Consider the following 15,830-nt stretch of genomic DNA (forward strand, 5'->3'; position numbering starts at 1 on the left):
TTACTGGCTGGCTTGAACATGAGCCAGTACCTTGAGCAGATCGTTGACCGTCAGGACACTGGGCATCATGATCCCCTCGGGGACAGCCGGGCCATGGACGCGGTTGTAGGGGGTTCCCACAACGCCTTGGGATCTCAGGTAACTTTCCACAGCCGGATTGGGCGTGCTGAGGTCGCCGCGCATCAGCACTATATTGGGCTCGGCCAGCGCCCTGACTATCTGCTCCCTATGGAGCACATTGGCCTTGTTGGCCTGACACACAAGGCACCAATCGGCCGTTACATCGACAAAGACAGTCTTGCCTTCGGCCACCAAGGCCGGGATTGATTGACTGTCTAGGGGCCGCCAGCGCAGTTCCCGGTAAGCCTCGTAATCTTCACCTCGATACACAAAACTGACCACGGCGGCGACACAAAAAGCCATTCCCCCCAGTACCAGGATCACCGCCATGGGGATCTTGGCGCCGCGACGCTTTTTGATTAACAGCAGCACAATCACCGCTATCAGGCTGAGTAGAGCCAGTATGCTGAGAGTAAGTATCATCCGGGCCTCAATGGGGTTAGGGAGCTATATGGGCGCTCAGTATAGTCAGCAAGCCTTAAAACTAATTGAAAATTGGCGGCTCGAAAGCGCTGGCATCATAGAGTATATTGACCAACCTGTTGTGGATGGCGTCTGTTATTCGTGGCTAATTGTTCGCACAAGACGGGGCAAAATGGTGTGTTTCATTGAGGGGGAACAATGAATTGGAGTGATTGGTTGGGATTGGTGGCTATCTCGTGTCTGGGGGCCATGTCTCCTGGGCCTAGCCTGGCCATGGTGGTGCGTCACACCTTGGGAGGCGGGCGCAGTCGGGGCATTACCTGCGCCTGGGCGCATTCTTTGGGGATAGGTGTTTACGCCTTTATCACTCTGCTGGGGTTGGCTGTGGTGCTGAAACACACCCCTTTGCTGTTTAACGGCATCGCCATATTGGGGGCGCTCTATCTCGCCTGGCTAGGCGTTCAGGCGCTGCAATCCAAGGGTGGAATGCAGCAAAAACTCAGTGCCGGCAAGCCGACGAGCATGTTGACAGCTGCCCGCGACGGTATTGCTATTTCGTTGTTTAACCCCAAAATTTTGCTGTTTTTCCTGGCCTTGTTCAGCCAGTTTGTCGCCGCCGCAGACAGTCTACTGGGACGAGGCATCATAGTCTTGACCCCCATGCTGGTGGATGGACTCTGGTACACTCTGATAGCCTTCCTGTTGTCTCAACCCAAAGTGTTGCCCAAGTTGAGAGAAAAGGCACAGTTGATTGACCGCCTCAGTGGCCTGGTGCTTATCCTGTTGGCCGGGCGGGTGATCTATTCACTGCTGTGATTGCAATGCCTGCTCGAGATGTTCTCTAAGGGCAATAACCAAAGGACTGAGCTGACGTCTGTCGGCGCAGAGCATATTGAGTGGCGCTTCTTCGCCGCGCCACTCGGGGCAGAGTTGCAGCAGTTGACCGTTTCTCAACTCTTCACTGATATCGAGCCGCGACTTGTAGGCTATGCCTTTGCCTGCCACGGCCCAGCGCCGCACCAACTCGCCATCATCGGCGACTCTATCGCCTTTGACCTGCACTGTGATTTGGCCCGACTGTGACTGAAAATGCCACCTGCTGTGAGTCGCATCGGCCAGCATAAAGCACAGGCAGTTGTGCTTTGCCAGTTCCTCCGGGCTGCCCGGCGCACCGAACCTGGCAATATAGTCGGGAGAGGCGCACAACACCCTGTCATTTTGACGGCAAAGCGGCAGGGCGATAAGCGCCGAGTCGGCCGGCAGCCCGTAGCGGATCACTATGTCGACGGGTTGGCGGTAGATATCCGTCAGGCGATCGCTTATCTGCACCCTGATACTCACCTGAGGGTGGCGTTCCATAAATTCATCCAATATCGGCAGCAAACGGTTGCGACCGAGATCCGATGGCAATGACAACTGCAACTTGCCCTTGAGCAGGCTCTGCCCTTGTTGAATCGCCTGAAAACCATCGTCGAGAATATTCAGGGCTTCATTGCAGTGCTGCAGAAAGATTTCACCTTCCTGTGTCAGACGCAGGCTGCGGGTAGAGCGAACAAAGAGTACAGTGTTGAGTTGGGCCTCGAGGCGCTTGATGGCTGCGCTGGTAGCGGCCGGAGTCAGATCAAGCAGTTGTGCCACCCGCGACAGGCTGCCCTGTCTGGCGGTTTCGCTGAATATTTTCAAGTCCTGCAATGCTCGTATCATATGCGCTTCCCGGTAGTTGTTCCCTGCTGTTACCCCAGCTGTTATTTACGCCTGTAATCAACAGATATTCAAATAAATTTTGAAAGTGTCGCGGGAGAAAGGAAAGGGCAGAGACGGTGATGCGCTGACGGGACCGAGAAGGGAAAGCCGAAATGGTGTAATAGTGCGGGGACACAGGCCCCCGCAGTTGTCAGGAAACTCAGATCTTGAATTGCTGCACGGCGTTGCCTGCCGGTTCGGCAGCGTCTTCGCTGTTGACCACTGGAGGGTTGGCAATGTGATCTTCCAGGTTGTCATCCAGCATGTCGCGATATTCGGCGGTAAACCACTCAAGAGCATTGGCTTTTTCGGCGCCCAGATCGGCAGACTTGATAGCGGCTTCAAAAGCATTGAAGCGGGCGGCGGCAAATCTCAGGGCGGTGCCGACTTTACCTACGTCGCCTTCTTGCTGGGTCAGCTCATTGGCGAGGGCGATAAACTGATCTGCTAACTGGAATATGGTGGTTTGGTTGTTGTCGTCTGACATACTATATTCGCTCTTGCTAAGCCAAAGATTGAGGGCCGATTCTAACCTAAAAAGGCGCTGTGCCAAGGAAAAATATTGGCGATTGGGATCTGAATCCCCGTGCCTGCTTGCCAAGATCCTGGCATTTGGGCAAAAAGTCGCTTCAACAGTGGCTGCAGTTGCTGTCACTCAATACTGTGTCCGTGGGTTATCTTGGCTTACTCCTCAATAGGTTGGCTTGTAAAATCGACTCAGGTTCCTTTGAATCCAGGCCACAGAGCCAACACTCGGCGCTTGTATCCCGCAGTCGGCACTCTTAAGCTATGGCCTCTTTTACACAGAGGATTATCACCATGGCGCTCCCCACTGACTGGCAGGCATTTATCGCCGCTGAACAACAGGCCCCTTACTTCCAGCAACTCAGTGAGTTTGTTGCCGCGGAGCGCGCCGCCGGCAAGGCTATCTTTCCTCCTGAGGACGAGGTATTCAGCGCCTTTGAGCTGACACCACTGGACAAGGTGAGAGTGGTACTTATAGGTCAGGACCCTTACCATGGCCCAGGTCAGGCTCATGGCCTGTGTTTCTCGGTTAAACCCGGGGTGAAGACGCCACCTTCGCTGGTCAATATGTATAAGGAACTGGCGACCGACATCCCAGGATTCTCAATCCCGGATCATGGCAATCTGCTGAGCTGGGCCAAGCAAGGAGTCTTGATGCTCAACACTGTGCTGACGGTAGAGCAGGGCAAGGCGCACTCCCATGCCAAGGCGGGCTGGGAAACCTTCACCGACAGGGCGCTGCAACTGCTGGATCAGCGTGAAGAGCCGATTATTTTTGTCCTCTGGGGCAGCCATGCCATTAAGAAAGGCAAGCTTATCAAGGCGCCGCAGCACAAGATCTTAAGCGGCCCACATCCTTCGCCTCTGTCAGCCTATCGTGGCTTCTTTGGCTGCGGCCATTTCTCGGCCATCAATCAGCAGTTGAAACAGTGGCAGCAAGCCGAAATAGATTGGCAGGTGTAGAGAAGGGGCTTATTTCGCACTTTCTTCGCATTTTCCTTAGCTAGAGAGATAGCGGCTATTTCACAGTATCAAGCAGAAACCTGGGTTGCTGCTCGATACTGTGGATTGAATTGCCTTAGACCTTGAACTGAGCTGTGGTGACACCAAGCTGATTCGCCAGTCCCAGCAAGCTGCGGGTGCTTATGGCCACTTGGCTGATGGCGGTGCTGTTTTCCTCGGCCGCGGCACTGAGGCCGGAAATCCCTTTGGCCAGGGTTGCCGATACCGTCGTTTGTTCCTCGGCTGCCGTAGCCGTTTGGCTCATCAAGGACTTGAGTGTCTGCAGCCGGTTACTGATATCATCGACCGCTTCACGCATGCCTTCGGCTTTCTCGGCGGTAGAGGCGGCTTCATCGCTGCAGGTTTGACTGTGGCTGACCAAAGAACCGGATTGGCGCTGGATCCCTTGCAGTACATTGCCTATATCCTGGGTGGCTTCCTGCACCTTGACCGCCAACTGACGTACCTCGTCGGCAACCACGGCAAAACCGCGACCGTGTTCGCCGGCTCGGGCCGCCTCAATGGCAGCATTGAGCGCCAGCAGATTGGTCTGTTCGGCAATGCTGTCTATCACTTCAAGCACAGTGCCTATTTTCTGGCTGTCCTGTTCCAACGAGTTAACCTCTTTGTGGATCTCGGCAAAGTTGTTGAGGGTGACTTCCAAACTGGCGCGGGTATGATCCAGGTTTTGCCTCAAGGTTTCGCTGGCGACCTGACAGGCGTTCACTTCATCGGCCGCGTGGGCAGTATTCTGGCCCACTTCGGCGGCGGCATAGCTCATCTCTTCCACCGCAGTTGCCAGCATGTCGGTTTCCTTGGCCTGAAGTTGAATGCTGCAATCGGCCTGGGTGATGGCGGCTGAATTTTGCTCTGCTGCCGATTCCAGCTCCTGTCCCATACCTATGAGCTGGGCGATGATCTCCCTGAGCTTGCTCTGCATTCTGGCCAACCAGCTCATTAGATGGCTGTCGCTCTGTGCTACTTGCAGCGTGCTGGTGAGATCGCCGGATGCTATCACTGAGGTGAGCTGACACATGTCGGCAGGCTCGCCTCCCAAGGGGCGCAGTACAAAGTTGCTGACCAGCTTGGCTGCCAGCAGTGCCAGCACTATAGCGCCGAGGCACACCATGGCACCGACATAAACCATATGCAGCGCCGGTGCTGCGACTTCGGCCTGATCGATTTCAGCCAAGAGCGCCCAACGAACCCCGAAGGCATCTATGGGAGCATAGGATGAAACCACTGGATTGCCTTTGTAATCCTTGAGCTGCATGACACCGCTTTGCCCCTTGAGCGCTTGTTCCACCGCTTGGGTATCTATGCCATTTTGCCTGACTGTACCGGCAAAAGAGGCTTTGACTGTGCGATTGACCGGGTCGAGAAACGAGTCGGAGCGCATGCGCTTGTCGGCGCCCACCAGATAAGTTTCACCGCTTTGGCCCATACCCTCGCGAATTTGCATCACCCCATTGATCCTGTCGATGGAGAGCTGGGCGGCAACCACCAAGGGGCGGCCTTGATATTGAATGCTCTTGCCGATAAAGGCTGCCGCTTCATTGCCCGAGGGGGCATAAGGGCTGAAATCGGCCATCACAGTTGCGCCGTTGCTGTTGATAGCGCTTCTGAACAGGCGGCCGAGACCTGAATCTGCATAAGGCCCGGTTCGCAGGTTACTGCCCCAGTCGGCTTCATGGGTCACAGTGTCTTTCACCAAGCCTGAGTCTTCGATGATGAAAATATCGTAGAAGCCCAACTCTTTGTTGAGGGCTTCCAGCATGGGGCGGGATTGGCTGAGACTGTTGAGTGATTCACTGTTTTGGATCACGGCCGCGATTGCATCCAGATTGTTGCCGAAGTTGGCAAACATGGCATCGAGCTGGCGCTCTTTGATCTCTCTGACGGCCAGCAGCCTTTCTTCGGCCTGATTATAGAGCTCATCTTTGGCGAGCCAACTGACCAATGCCGTTGCCAGCACTAAAGGAACCAGCACGATAAGCAGACTGATAAGCTTGATTTTGGTGGTAAAGCGCATAGGTTGACTCCCTGTCAAACGGCTGAGAGAACAGCATCCAATTCCATTCGATGTGACACAGCACAAAAGTTTTTGGCTGCTTAAAATTTAGAACAGGAGTGAGCAAGCGGCCAAAAATTTATTGTGTAAATTTTCGCCTTGGGAGTAACGCTATCCTGCCAGTCGCTGATCGCCTTTAAGCAATTGCTGTTGCAAATCTTTTAATTGTGATCTCCATCCATTGCCAAAGTGGGTGGAGAAAGGTAATTTTTAGCGTTATATAATTTTGTATATAACGATTGGCGGCGAGGAAAAACAAGATTGGATAGAAGGATTGTTATCAAGGCCGGCTTGAGTCTTGGGTTGTTGGTTTGTTTCCCTGCGCTGGCCAATCCTGTGCCGGCCTATGGGACTGAGCCGAATCCAAACGGACAATTGGCGCTGCCGCCGGCTGCAGATATCAAGCGGGTGGTCAGTGCCGGAGGGCCGGCGGACCTGCTGTTGTTGGCCTTGAGTCCGGAAAAGCTGCTCGGTTATGCCCACCTCAAGCCGGCCTTGTTACAACAGCATGGCTTTGCTCCAAGCCTGTGGCAAAAGCCGAGACTGGGCCGTTTGGTGGGCCGCAATGCCAGTCTTTCGCTGGAAAAGCTGATGACTCTGGATGCGGATCTTGTCGTCGACTATGGCAACCTCAGCCAAAACTACTTATCTATGGCGCAAAAGGTGGAACGCATCAGCGGCGTGCCGTTTCTGCTGCTCGATGGTTCACTCACAGACACCCCGGCGCAATTGAGAAAACTGGGGCAGGTACTGGGAGCTAACGAGCGGGCAGATTTTCTTGCAAAGCGCACGGCCGAAATACTCAGTGATGCCAGAGAGTTTGGCCTTAGCCAGGAAGAGCCCATCTCTTTTTATTTCGGCCGCGGTGCGACGGGTCTTGAAACCGGGGTCACAGGTTCCATTCACACCGAAGCCATAGAACAGCTTGGGCTTAAGAATGTCGCCAAGGCCGGTGACTATCGCGGTTTGGCCAAAGTTTCTTTGGAGCAATTGATGGCCTGGGAGCCTGAGCTAATCATCAGCCAGGATCCCGCCTTTATCCGCCATATTCGCCAAGATCCTGTCTGGGGCACGCTGGCGGCTGTACGCAACAAGCGGGTCTATTGGTTGCCGAACAAGCCCTTTGGTTGGATTGACTCGCCGCCGGGAATAAACCGGCTGCTGGGCATGAGTTACCTTAGGTTGCTGTTGTCCGGCGCTGATGAGCTGGCCAAGCAAGCATTGGTGAAGGATTTCTACCGCGATTTTTACCACAGTGAGCTTAGCGAGGAGCAGGCGGCCAATCTGCTGCGCCCCGAATGAACGACAGAATCAAATACCCACTGGCGACCGGAATTTGTCTCAGCATTCTCTGTTTTGCCGCAGCCAGTGGCCAGTATCCTCTCAGTCTGGTGCAGCAGGGGCAGGCGCTTTGGCATGCCATCGGTGGCGATGTGGCCGCCCTGGACAGCAAGAGCATCAGTGTCTTTTGGCATTTGCGGCTGCCCAGAATTTTGGCGGCGCTTATGATAGGAGCCGGTTTGGCCGCCAGCGGCGCAGCTTATCAGGGAATGTTCCGTAACCCTCTGGTATCACCTGATATTCTGGGCGTTTCTGCCGGCGCCGGTCTGGGCGCCGTATTGGGCATTTATCTGGACTTATCGGTTTACAACATCCAGCTGTTTGCCTTTCTCGGTGGTTTGCTGGTGGTGGCTCTGGTATGTCTGCTGGCGCGGCTCAGTCGTCAGGGCGATCCTGTGTTGTCTTTGGTTCTGGTTGGCATAGCTATTGGCGCCTTGTGCGGCGCCGGTATTTCATTGATGAAATTGTTGGCCGATCCCTACAGTCAGCTGCCTTCCATTACTTTCTGGCTGATGGGCGGGTTGTCGGATATCACTCTGGAAGATCTCAAGTCCAGCCTGCTGCCCATGATAATGGGATTGGTGCCGTTAATGCTGCTGCGCTGGCGTATGAATCTGTTAAGCCTGGCCGACGATGAGGCCAGCAGCCTCGGGCTCAACATAGCAAAAACCCGGCTGATATTTATTCTGGCGGCCACACTGCTGACTGCGGCGGCGGTATCCATCGCCGGCATTATAGGTTGGCTCGGGCTGGTGGTGCCGCATATCGCTCGTATGCTGGTGGGCGCCGATTTCAGAAGGCTGTTGCCCATGTCCATGCTGCTGGGCGCCTTTATGTTGCTGCTGACCGACACCCTGGCCCGCACTCTGGCGCCGATTGAGCTGCCGCTGGGGATTTTGACCGCCTGCATAGGCGCGCCCTTCTTTATGTTTTTGCTGCTGAGGGGGGGAGGCCGGGGTCAATGATAGCCAGCATGCAAGGTGTCACAGTGGGCTATGCCGGTAAGCCTTTGTTGGCTAATGTAGAGCTTTGCTTACCGGAAGCTGAAATCGTCTGTTTGCTTGGCTGTAATGGCAGCGGCAAGACCAGCTTATTGAAAACATTGCTTGGCTTGCTGGTGCCGCTTGCCGGTGAGATAAAGATAGCCGGCAGGCAAATTCATCAATGGTCGCAGCGCGAGCTGGCACAACAGATGGCCTATGTGCCACAGGCACAGTTGAGCCGTTTTTCCTTTCGGGTGTTGGAAATGGTGCTCATGGGCTGCCAGTCGCGGCTGGGACTGTTTGCCGTGCCCGGCGCGAATGAGCAGAAGCGGGCGCTGGCGGTCTTGAAACAACTGGATATAGCTCACCTGGCCGATTGTGCCATGGATCAGATAAGCGGCGGCGAGCGCCAGTTGGTGTTGATTGCCAGGGCCTTGCTGCAATCTCCAAGATTGCTGGTGATGGATGAACCGGCCGCCAGCCTGGATTTCGGTAATCAAATCAAGTTGCTGGCTCAGGTTAAACGACTCAAACAGCAGGGAATCGCAGTATTGATGTCGACTCACCATCCGCGTCATGCCGAGCTGTTGGCTGACAGTGTGGCGCTGGTGGAACCCGGTCATGGCCTGAGACAAGGCGCAGTGGCCGGGCAGTTACAGGTATCGGGACTGGCGCAGCTCTATGGCGTCAGTGAGTCTGCGATTGCCGAGCACCTTTAAGGTGCCGGCTGAGGGTTAAATCTTAAGCAAGGTGATTTCATGATAATAGAAGAGCTGGACTTTGCCGCCATGTACCGCGAGCACCTGCAAAGGGCGGAACGCACCCACAAGAGTGCCGAACATTGGGATAAACGGGCCGAGAAGATGGCCGAAAACTGCGCCAGACCCAAGGACAGTTACTTGGAGGGCTTTTTTAAGCTGATGGATTTGAGTGATTGCGACACGCTTTTGGATATGGGTTGTGGCCCTGGCTCTGTGTGTCTGGGGCTGGCCGACAAGATGCGTGCCGTCTATGGCCTGGATTACAGCAGCGGCATGTTGGAAGTGGCCAGGCGCCGCGCCGATGCGGAAGACTTGAGTAATGTCACTCTTATCCAAAGAGCCTGGGAAGATGATTGGAGCGACATCCCCGTGTGTGATATCGCAGTGGCGTCGCGCTCGACTCTGGTGGGCTGCCTCAAGAGTGCCCTGGAAAAGCTCAATCGCCAGGCTCGCAAGCGGGTTTATACCACTCATACCGTCAGCTCAACCTTTATCGATCCCGCCATTATTCAAGCCATAGGCCGTAAGCTAGTGACTCTGCCGAACTATCTGTATGCGGTGAATATTTTGCAGCAGATGGGCATTAAGCCCAAGGTGGACTTCATCGAGTCCAGTGGTTGCATGAACCAGGCCGAGAGTTACGCCCAGTTTGAAGACAACGTTGCCTGGTCGCTGGGGCCTCTGGATGACGCCGAAAAACTGCGGTTGCAGGAGTATTACCAGAGTCATAAGCAACAGGGCAAACCTCTGCGAACCGGCGATCGCAGTTGGGCCATGGTTTATTGGGATGTGATACCCCAGGCCTGAGTCAGAGTCTGATTAGTTATTGCCCGGACTCGCATCGAGCTCCGGGTATTTTTTTAATAATCGATATATAAAAAATTATACATCGATTGAATGTTGAAGGTCTGTAGTATGAAACCAAAGCACTATTACTCTATTCTGCCGCTGATGCTGGCTTCTCCGCTGGCGCTTGCCGATGGCAGCGTGGCTGAGTCTGAGAGTAAAAACGAAACCAAAATAGAAAGGATCAGTGTCTGGGGCAGCCCGGTTGCCGCCAATCAGGACAGCGTCAATCAAGACACCATCAAGATGCTGAACAAGCAAAACGTGGCCGAGGCGCTGAATATTATTCCCGGGGTCAGCCTGCAAAAATCCGGTCGTCGTAACGAGGTTCAGGTTAAGGTTCGGGGTTTTGACAGTAAGCAGGTGCCGCTGTTTTTTGATGGGATCCCGATTTACATCCCTTATGACGGCAATCTGGACTTGGGGCGTTTTCTGGCGTCGGATCTGGCCTCGGTGGAAGTCTCCAAGGGGTATGCCTCTTTGCTGCAGGGGCCGAACATGATGGGCGGTGCCATCAACCTGACGACCCGCAGACCCAAGAAGAGCTTTGAAGCACAACTGAGCGCCTCCCAAGGCTGGGCCCGCGGAGAGGACAACGGTTATAGCCTGGATGCCAGTCTGGCTGGCAGCAATGATTGGGGCTTTATCCAATTGAGCGGCAACAAGTTGGACAAAGACTTTGTCGGCCTGTCCCACGACAACGACAACCCGATCGCCGGCAGCGACGGCAAACGCGCCAACTCGGCATACAGCGATAGCCGCGGTACTGCCAAATTTGGTCTGACTCCCAATGAAACAGACGAGTACATCTTTACCTATATCCGTCAGGAAGGGGAAAAGAACAGTCCGCCCTATGCCGGCACTGAAGCCGATATTCGCCCTACCTATTGGCAATGGCCGCAGTACGACAAACAGAGCTTTTACTACAGCGGCTATACAGAGTTCAGCCCTGGGGTTGTGCTGCACAGTCGCCTCTATCGCGATGAATTTGAAAACACCCTGAGGATATACAAGAGCCTGGAAAACCTGCAGCAACAAAAAGGCCCCTACAGTCATTATGACGATGCCAGCAATGGTGCCGGCCTGCAGCTCAGTATCGATATGCGCAAAGACGACATCTTGTCGTTTGCCGCTCACTGGAAGGAAGACCTGCACAAGGAGCAAGGGGAGCCTGACGGGGAGTTTGACAAGTACAAGGATAGAACCCTATCGGCGGCAGTGGAGTATCAATGGGCACTGAGAGATAACCTGGATCTGGTAGGGGGCATCAGCTACGACTCCCGCAAGAGCCTTGAAGGCTACAAGCATGAAAAGGATGGCAGCCTGACCCGCTATGAAGACAACTCGCAGCACGCCTTCAACTGGCAAGTGATGGCCCGCTATGACTTGGAAAACCTGGATACACTGCAACTGTCTTTATCCCAGCGTAGCCGCTTTCCGACGCTGAAAGAACGCTACACCACTTTCAGGCCCGCCTATGGCCAAACCGCCATAGTCAACCCGCATCTGGAGCCTGAGCGAGCGACCAACCTGGAGCTCAGTTATCAGGCGACATTGGCGACTAACTGGCAGTTGGACAGCAGTGTCTACTATAACCGGGTGTCCGATGCGATTTTGACCCATAACATCACCCCGACACTTATCCAAAACCGCAACAGCGGCAGGGTAGATTACAGCGGGCTGGATCTGGGGATTTATGGCGATCTCAGCGATTGGGCCAGTGTTGGCCTGAGCTACAGCTATATTCACGCCGATGTTGAGGATGAGCAGCTCGATGTTACCGGCCTGCCGGATCATCAACTCTTTGCCTGGGTTAAGCTGACTCCGCTGGAGGAGCTGGACATCATTCTGAGTCAGGAAGCTCGCAGCGACAGCCTCAGCAATTCAAATGGCAATCAGGTCGCCAGTGGTTTCGGAGTGACCGGCATTCGCTTCGACTACCGCATCTGGCAGGGGCTGAGTGTTAATGCCTCGGTCAACAATCTGTTTGACCGCAACTACGCCTATAGTGAGGGCTTCCCCGAGGAGGGACGTAACTATTGGCTGGGGGTGGAATACCGTTTCGGTCACTAAGCCTTTCAAGGAGGCAGAAAACAGAAGAACCCGGCCATGACCGGGTTCTTTGTTATCTGATAGCGTTTGTGCTCAGAGTGCGTTAGCGCAGCAGAATGAACAGCAAAGGCAGCAGGACGCCTGTGAGTGTCAGCCAGGTCTTGCGGCTCTTGAGCAGGTTGCCACTACGCAACATCACCAGCGCCGATAGCGCCAAAAATAGCAGCATGGCGGCATAGATGTCGGCAATCCAGGTCCAGGCGTCACGGGCATGGTTAAGATGCAGATAGTTGAGTGCCTGCAGTAATGGCCTGCTGTTTACCATCTCGGCCGAGACTGTGCCGGATACCAGGTTAGCGCTCAGTTGGCTGCCATCTTTGAGAAAGACTTGGTACTCATTGACGCTGGCACGATAACCGCTGCGGATATTATCCTGCAGCGAAAAGTGGCGGCTTAACAGGCTTTGAATGTCATTGTTACCCAGTGAAGGATTCAACCCTTCGACACGGCTCTCACTCTGGGTTATCTGGTAGTTGGGGTTCCAGTCATTGATGTGATTGACGGCAATCCCCGAAATGGCATACACCAGAGTCATGCCTATGCACAGATACCCTATGTCTCTGTGCAATAAACGGATCCTTTTGCGCAGCTTGTTACTCAGCATCACGGATTTCGACTCCGTATGGATGCAACTGATAGAAAGTCACTGCTTGAGTTACGGACTCAGGATCGAAGGGCTTGTTGTGTTGCTGGGCCTGATGCCCGAGATAAGCGCGGGTCTGTTCGAGATCCAGCTCAATTGCCTCTAACGCTCCGGTAGCATAGGCTTTTTGCCCACGGGCACTGACGGGAAAGACCATCTCGCCATCGCGAACCTTGACTCTCAATCGATCAAAGCTGTCGTCGGTTGCCAGTTCCATCCAGCAGCCCCGCTTGCTGCACACTGAGACTATGGTGCCTTCTACCGTGAGCTCCTTACCCACATAGTCATTCGGCGATGCCATCAATGTGGAAATGGGCACGAAGATATTCAGATCGACCGGTTCGCCGAACTTGCTGTCGGCACTAAAGGCCAGAGGGGTAAACAGGGCTGCCAACAGGATTAACTGATTGATACGCATGGGAGTAACCTTTGTAGTTAAATATAATTTATTGAGAATGGTTATTATTTAATGTTGCGATATTATTGAAGCCTGAAGCGATATTCAAGTATTCAGGGCATTGAAATCCCAATATGCGAGCTGGTCGGCATTTTGCCGATTAATCAAGATTATCTGTCTATTTTCAATAGGGTTTCCAAGAGGTGATACTCAGCTGTTGGTCCCCGGATGGCGAGACTGGCCAGAGTGCGGCCGAACGTGAAACAATAGCGCGACGGACAAATGGAAGGAAAATACATGCAGCCTATTTTGATCACCGGCGTCGGAAAGCGTCTGGGACTGGCAATGGCCAGGGACTTGATGGCTCAGGGCTATCCACTCATCGGCACTTATCGCAGCCATTACGCCGCCATCGACGAGCTCAAGGCCGCGGGCGCCGAGTTGCATCGAGTGGATCTCTTGCGAAATAGCGAGATCAAAGCCTTTATTGCCGATGTAAAAAGCAAGCATGAGTCTCTGCGGGCAATCATTCACAACGCCTCGGATTGGATGCCGGAGCAGCCTGACACAGATGCCGCAGAGGTTTTTGACAGCATGATGCAGATCCACGCCTCCGTGCCCTATCAGTTGAATCTGGCACTGGCGCCGCTACTGGAAACTGATGAGATAGGCAGCCGGGATATCATTCATATCAGCGACTATGTGGCGCAGAAGGGCAGTAAGAAGCACATAGCCTATGCTGCCAGTAAGGCGGCGCTGGATAATTTGACCCTGTCATTTGCCGCCAAGCTGGCGCCGGGCGTCAAGGTCAACGGCATAGCGCCGGCACTGATGCTGTTCAATGAGCAGGATGATCGCGCCTACCGGCAAAAGGCGCTTGCCAAGGCATTATTGCCCAAAGAGGGCGGCGAGCAGGAGATGCTGGCCGCCGTGAAGTATCTGATGACCAGCCGCTACATGACGGGCCGCACTCTGTCACTCGATGGTGGGCGGCCGCTGAAGTGATTCAATGCAGCAAGGGGCAACTGGGCTTTAAGGCCAGCACGTCGCACTGTAGTTGATTGAGCATCTGCTCAGAGGCGTGGCCGTTGAGTTCGCTCAGCAACCCTCTGTGCTCTGCCGCGCCCATGATGACTATGTTGCTGTGCCATTTGTTGGCGGCCTCCGGTACCACATGATCCGGCATGCCGCTGGCCAGATGCAACTGCTCGTCACTCAAGGCCAAAGGTCTGGCGACCTGCCGCAGTTTTTGCCACTGATTGTCTTTCTGAGAGCGACAGCCGGGTTGCTGGTTATCGAAGGCCATACTGATGTCCGCTTCCTGATAGCAGTTGAGCAGATGCAGCCTTTGTTGCAGCAAACCGGCAAAATCAAAGGCCTGTTGCAGCAACCTGTGATTGAAATGGGAATGATCTTCCGTGTCTTCATCCAGCTCCAAAGCCGCCAGTAACGACCCTTGTTGCTCCCAGGGAGAGTCGCTGACAAACATCACCGGCAGGGACACCCGTTGCAGCAGTTGCCAGTCATCTGTATGACCCAATTCACACTGCAGGGCTGAGTAGCTGTGATGTTCTACCAACAGCAGATCGTAATGCGCCTGTTTTAGCTCGGTGAGAATGGCGGTTGGCAGATCCTTGGCCTGACACTGCTTCAAGCAAAGGTTCAGTTCCCTCGATGGGTAATGTGGACGCTTTTCCCTTAGATGGGAAACCAAGGGCTGTGGATGCACTTTTTGTTGTAGCCACTGACCAATACCATGATATTTAGGGGTTTTGACTCTGAGCAGTGTGAACTCGGCATGGCTGGCATTGGCCAGTTGCACCGCTTTTCTCAGGGCCAGTTTTCCTCTGTTACTGTCGTCCGAAACGGCCAGCAAGCGTGTAAATACACTCATGACTCTATCCTCGAGGCCAAGTCTAATATTGGCTTCGTATAAGTCTAGCCATACCGCGCCACGCCATCAGATCCTTTTGCTCTTGAAATGCCCGTCAATAGCGGCTTTTGGGTCTTTATGCCGGTCTACTTTGAATTCGGTCTTACGGCAAGGTGCCGTCACCCTGGGCTGGTTGTACAGTCTGTTTGCCAAGAAGTGAATCAAGGCGGCTCCCCCACCCAGTAAGCGAAGGCGAGGGAGCCTGTAAGGTTATTTATGACTGCTCTTAGCTAGGGCGATTGCGCTGCTTTGGCTGGTCGCTCAGGTACTGGACAAACTCCACTTCAAACCCGGCCGGGTCTATAAAGTACACATTGCGGCGCCAGGGCTCGTCGGCACCGTCTTTATCTATGCTATAGCCTGCGTCCTGCAGGCGCTTGATCACCCCGTCTATGTCTGCAGTGACAAAGGCGAAGTGGGCCAGCCCGGGTTGATGACCGCTCAAGTCGCGGTTATTGCCTTCACCGTTATCGCTGAAAGCCAGGTATTGATAGTCATCACCGAAGTGGAGCCATTTTCGTGGCTTGCCATACCAGCTTCCTTCTCCTTGGCAGCGGATCTGCCAGTGAGGAAAGGCGGCGCGGTAAAAATCCAGGGTCTTGGGGAGGTCTGCGACCACCAGGTTCAGATGTTCCAGTTGTATCATTTGCGTTCTCCTTGGGAAGGTGCGAATAAGTCCTCGTGGCACTCTGGCTTGCACAGCAATTGGCATTCAAGGCATCTGACTGAAGGCATGCCGGGGCCTGTCGAAGTCGGATAACGCAGAGAGCCGGTTGCTGTGAAAGCCCCGAAGGGCGTGGCTTACGGGCCTGTCTGCGGTGTTGTGCTTCTTGCAAAGGACTAGGGCCATTTGCTGCGAACCACGCCTTGCATCCAGGCCTGTAAGCCGACGCAGAGCACACATGGGACTTGTTCGCACCTTCCATTGAT

16 protein-coding genes are annotated in these 15,830 nt (G+C 54.3%); 8 read left to right on the forward strand and 8 right to left on the reverse strand.

Features of this window, described 5'->3' with window-relative positions:
* The gene (locus tag ACSHSR_RS04420; protein WP_037436755.1) at positions 1 to 543 is read right to left on the reverse strand and encodes a thioredoxin family protein; all 543 of its coding nucleotides are present in this window, start codon (positions 541 to 543) and stop codon (positions 1 to 3) included.
* 198 nt (positions 544 to 741) lie between these two features.
* On the opposite strand from ACSHSR_RS04420, the gene ACSHSR_RS04425 reads away from it, so the two are divergent.
* Positions 742 to 1,359: a LysE family translocator gene (locus ACSHSR_RS04425; RefSeq protein ID WP_054744580.1), complete on the forward strand. Its 618-nt coding sequence runs from the start codon at positions 742 to 744 to the stop codon at positions 1,357 to 1,359.
* On the opposite strand, the gene ACSHSR_RS04430 is transcribed toward ACSHSR_RS04425, so the two are convergent.
* Complete coding sequence (locus ACSHSR_RS04430) at positions 1,348 to 2,247, reverse strand: LysR family transcriptional regulator (RefSeq protein WP_028780220.1); 900 nt, start codon at positions 2,245 to 2,247, stop codon at positions 1,348 to 1,350. The genes ACSHSR_RS04425 and ACSHSR_RS04430 overlap by 12 nt on opposite strands.
* Before the next feature lie 199 nt (positions 2,248 to 2,446).
* The gene (locus ACSHSR_RS04435; protein ID WP_028780219.1) at positions 2,447 to 2,773 is read right to left on the reverse strand and encodes a DUF3144 domain-containing protein; all 327 of its coding nucleotides are present in this window, start codon (positions 2,771 to 2,773) and stop codon (positions 2,447 to 2,449) included.
* A gap of 332 nt (positions 2,774 to 3,105) precedes the next feature.
* Here ACSHSR_RS04435 and ung point away from each other — a divergent pair, with 332 nt between their 5' ends.
* Positions 3,106 to 3,774: a uracil-DNA glycosylase gene (gene ung / locus ACSHSR_RS04440; RefSeq protein ID WP_025009991.1), complete on the forward strand. Its 669-nt coding sequence runs from the start codon at positions 3,106 to 3,108 to the stop codon at positions 3,772 to 3,774.
* Between the two features lie 115 nt (positions 3,775 to 3,889).
* Here the strand turns inward: ung and ACSHSR_RS04445 are convergent, their stop codons facing one another.
* Entirely contained in the window at positions 3,890 to 5,845 is a 1,956-nt protein-coding gene (locus tag ACSHSR_RS04445) for a methyl-accepting chemotaxis protein (protein WP_025886912.1), read from the reverse strand.
* 300 nt (positions 5,846 to 6,145) lie between these two features.
* On the opposite strand from ACSHSR_RS04445, the gene ACSHSR_RS04450 reads away from it, so the two are divergent.
* The 5 genes from ACSHSR_RS04450 to ACSHSR_RS04470 all read left to right on the forward strand — a co-directional run bounded on the left by ACSHSR_RS04450 (position 6,146) and on the right by ACSHSR_RS04470 (position 11,888).
* Positions 6,146 to 7,186, forward strand: coding sequence for an ABC transporter substrate-binding protein (locus tag ACSHSR_RS04450; protein ID WP_479631295.1), 1,041 nt, complete (start codon positions 6,146 to 6,148; stop codon positions 7,184 to 7,186).
* On the forward strand, positions 7,183 to 8,190 hold the full coding sequence (locus ACSHSR_RS04455) for a FecCD family ABC transporter permease (protein WP_479631296.1): 1,008 nt from the start codon (positions 7,183 to 7,185) through the stop codon (positions 8,188 to 8,190). Before ACSHSR_RS04450 ends, ACSHSR_RS04455 begins: the two co-directional genes overlap by 4 nt.
* Entirely contained in the window at positions 8,187 to 8,927 is a 741-nt protein-coding gene (locus ACSHSR_RS04460; protein ID WP_037436757.1) for an ABC transporter ATP-binding protein, read from the forward strand. Before ACSHSR_RS04455 ends, ACSHSR_RS04460 begins: the two co-directional genes overlap by 4 nt.
* A 39-nt stretch (positions 8,928 to 8,966) precedes the next feature.
* A complete protein-coding gene (locus tag ACSHSR_RS04465) occupies positions 8,967 to 9,776 on the forward strand; it encodes a class I SAM-dependent methyltransferase (protein WP_479631297.1) in 810 nt (269 codons plus the stop codon).
* A 108-nt stretch (positions 9,777 to 9,884) separates the two neighbouring features.
* A complete protein-coding gene (locus ACSHSR_RS04470; protein ID WP_368880967.1) occupies positions 9,885 to 11,888 on the forward strand; it encodes a TonB-dependent receptor plug domain-containing protein in 2,004 nt (667 codons plus the stop codon).
* An 82-nt stretch (positions 11,889 to 11,970) separates the two neighbouring features.
* On the opposite strand, the gene ACSHSR_RS04475 is transcribed toward ACSHSR_RS04470, so the two are convergent.
* Together ACSHSR_RS04475 and ACSHSR_RS04480 are read right to left on the reverse strand one after the other, a co-directional pair.
* Positions 11,971 to 12,531 (reverse strand): PepSY-associated TM helix domain-containing protein, encoded by a 561-nt coding sequence (locus ACSHSR_RS04475; protein ID WP_109247547.1) that lies wholly within the window; start codon positions 12,529 to 12,531, stop codon positions 11,971 to 11,973.
* Positions 12,521 to 12,988, reverse strand: a complete 468-nt coding sequence (locus tag ACSHSR_RS04480) for a DUF4920 domain-containing protein (RefSeq protein WP_025009997.1) — start codon at positions 12,986 to 12,988, stop codon at positions 12,521 to 12,523. The genes ACSHSR_RS04475 and ACSHSR_RS04480 overlap by 11 nt, the downstream gene beginning before the upstream one ends.
* 276 nt (positions 12,989 to 13,264) lie before the next feature.
* Between ACSHSR_RS04480 and folM the strand changes: the two genes are divergently transcribed.
* Complete coding sequence (gene folM, locus ACSHSR_RS04485) at positions 13,265 to 13,972, forward strand: dihydromonapterin reductase (protein ID WP_208183103.1); 708 nt, start codon at positions 13,265 to 13,267, stop codon at positions 13,970 to 13,972.
* Position 13,973: 1 nt separating this feature from the next.
* Here folM and ACSHSR_RS04490 read toward each other — a convergent pair whose 3' ends face one another.
* Together ACSHSR_RS04490 and ACSHSR_RS04495 are read right to left on the reverse strand one after the other, a co-directional pair.
* Positions 13,974 to 14,861 carry a universal stress protein gene (locus tag ACSHSR_RS04490; protein ID WP_479631298.1) on the reverse strand — a complete coding sequence of 296 codons (888 nt, stop codon included), beginning with the start codon at positions 14,859 to 14,861 and terminating at the stop codon, positions 13,974 to 13,976.
* A 265-nt stretch (positions 14,862 to 15,126) separates the two neighbouring features.
* Entirely contained in the window at positions 15,127 to 15,546 is a 420-nt protein-coding gene (locus ACSHSR_RS04495; protein ID WP_479631299.1) for a VOC family protein, read from the reverse strand.
* Between the last annotated feature and the right edge of the window lie 284 nt (positions 15,547 to 15,830).

This window comes from Shewanella sp. VK101 (assembly GCF_056497865.1).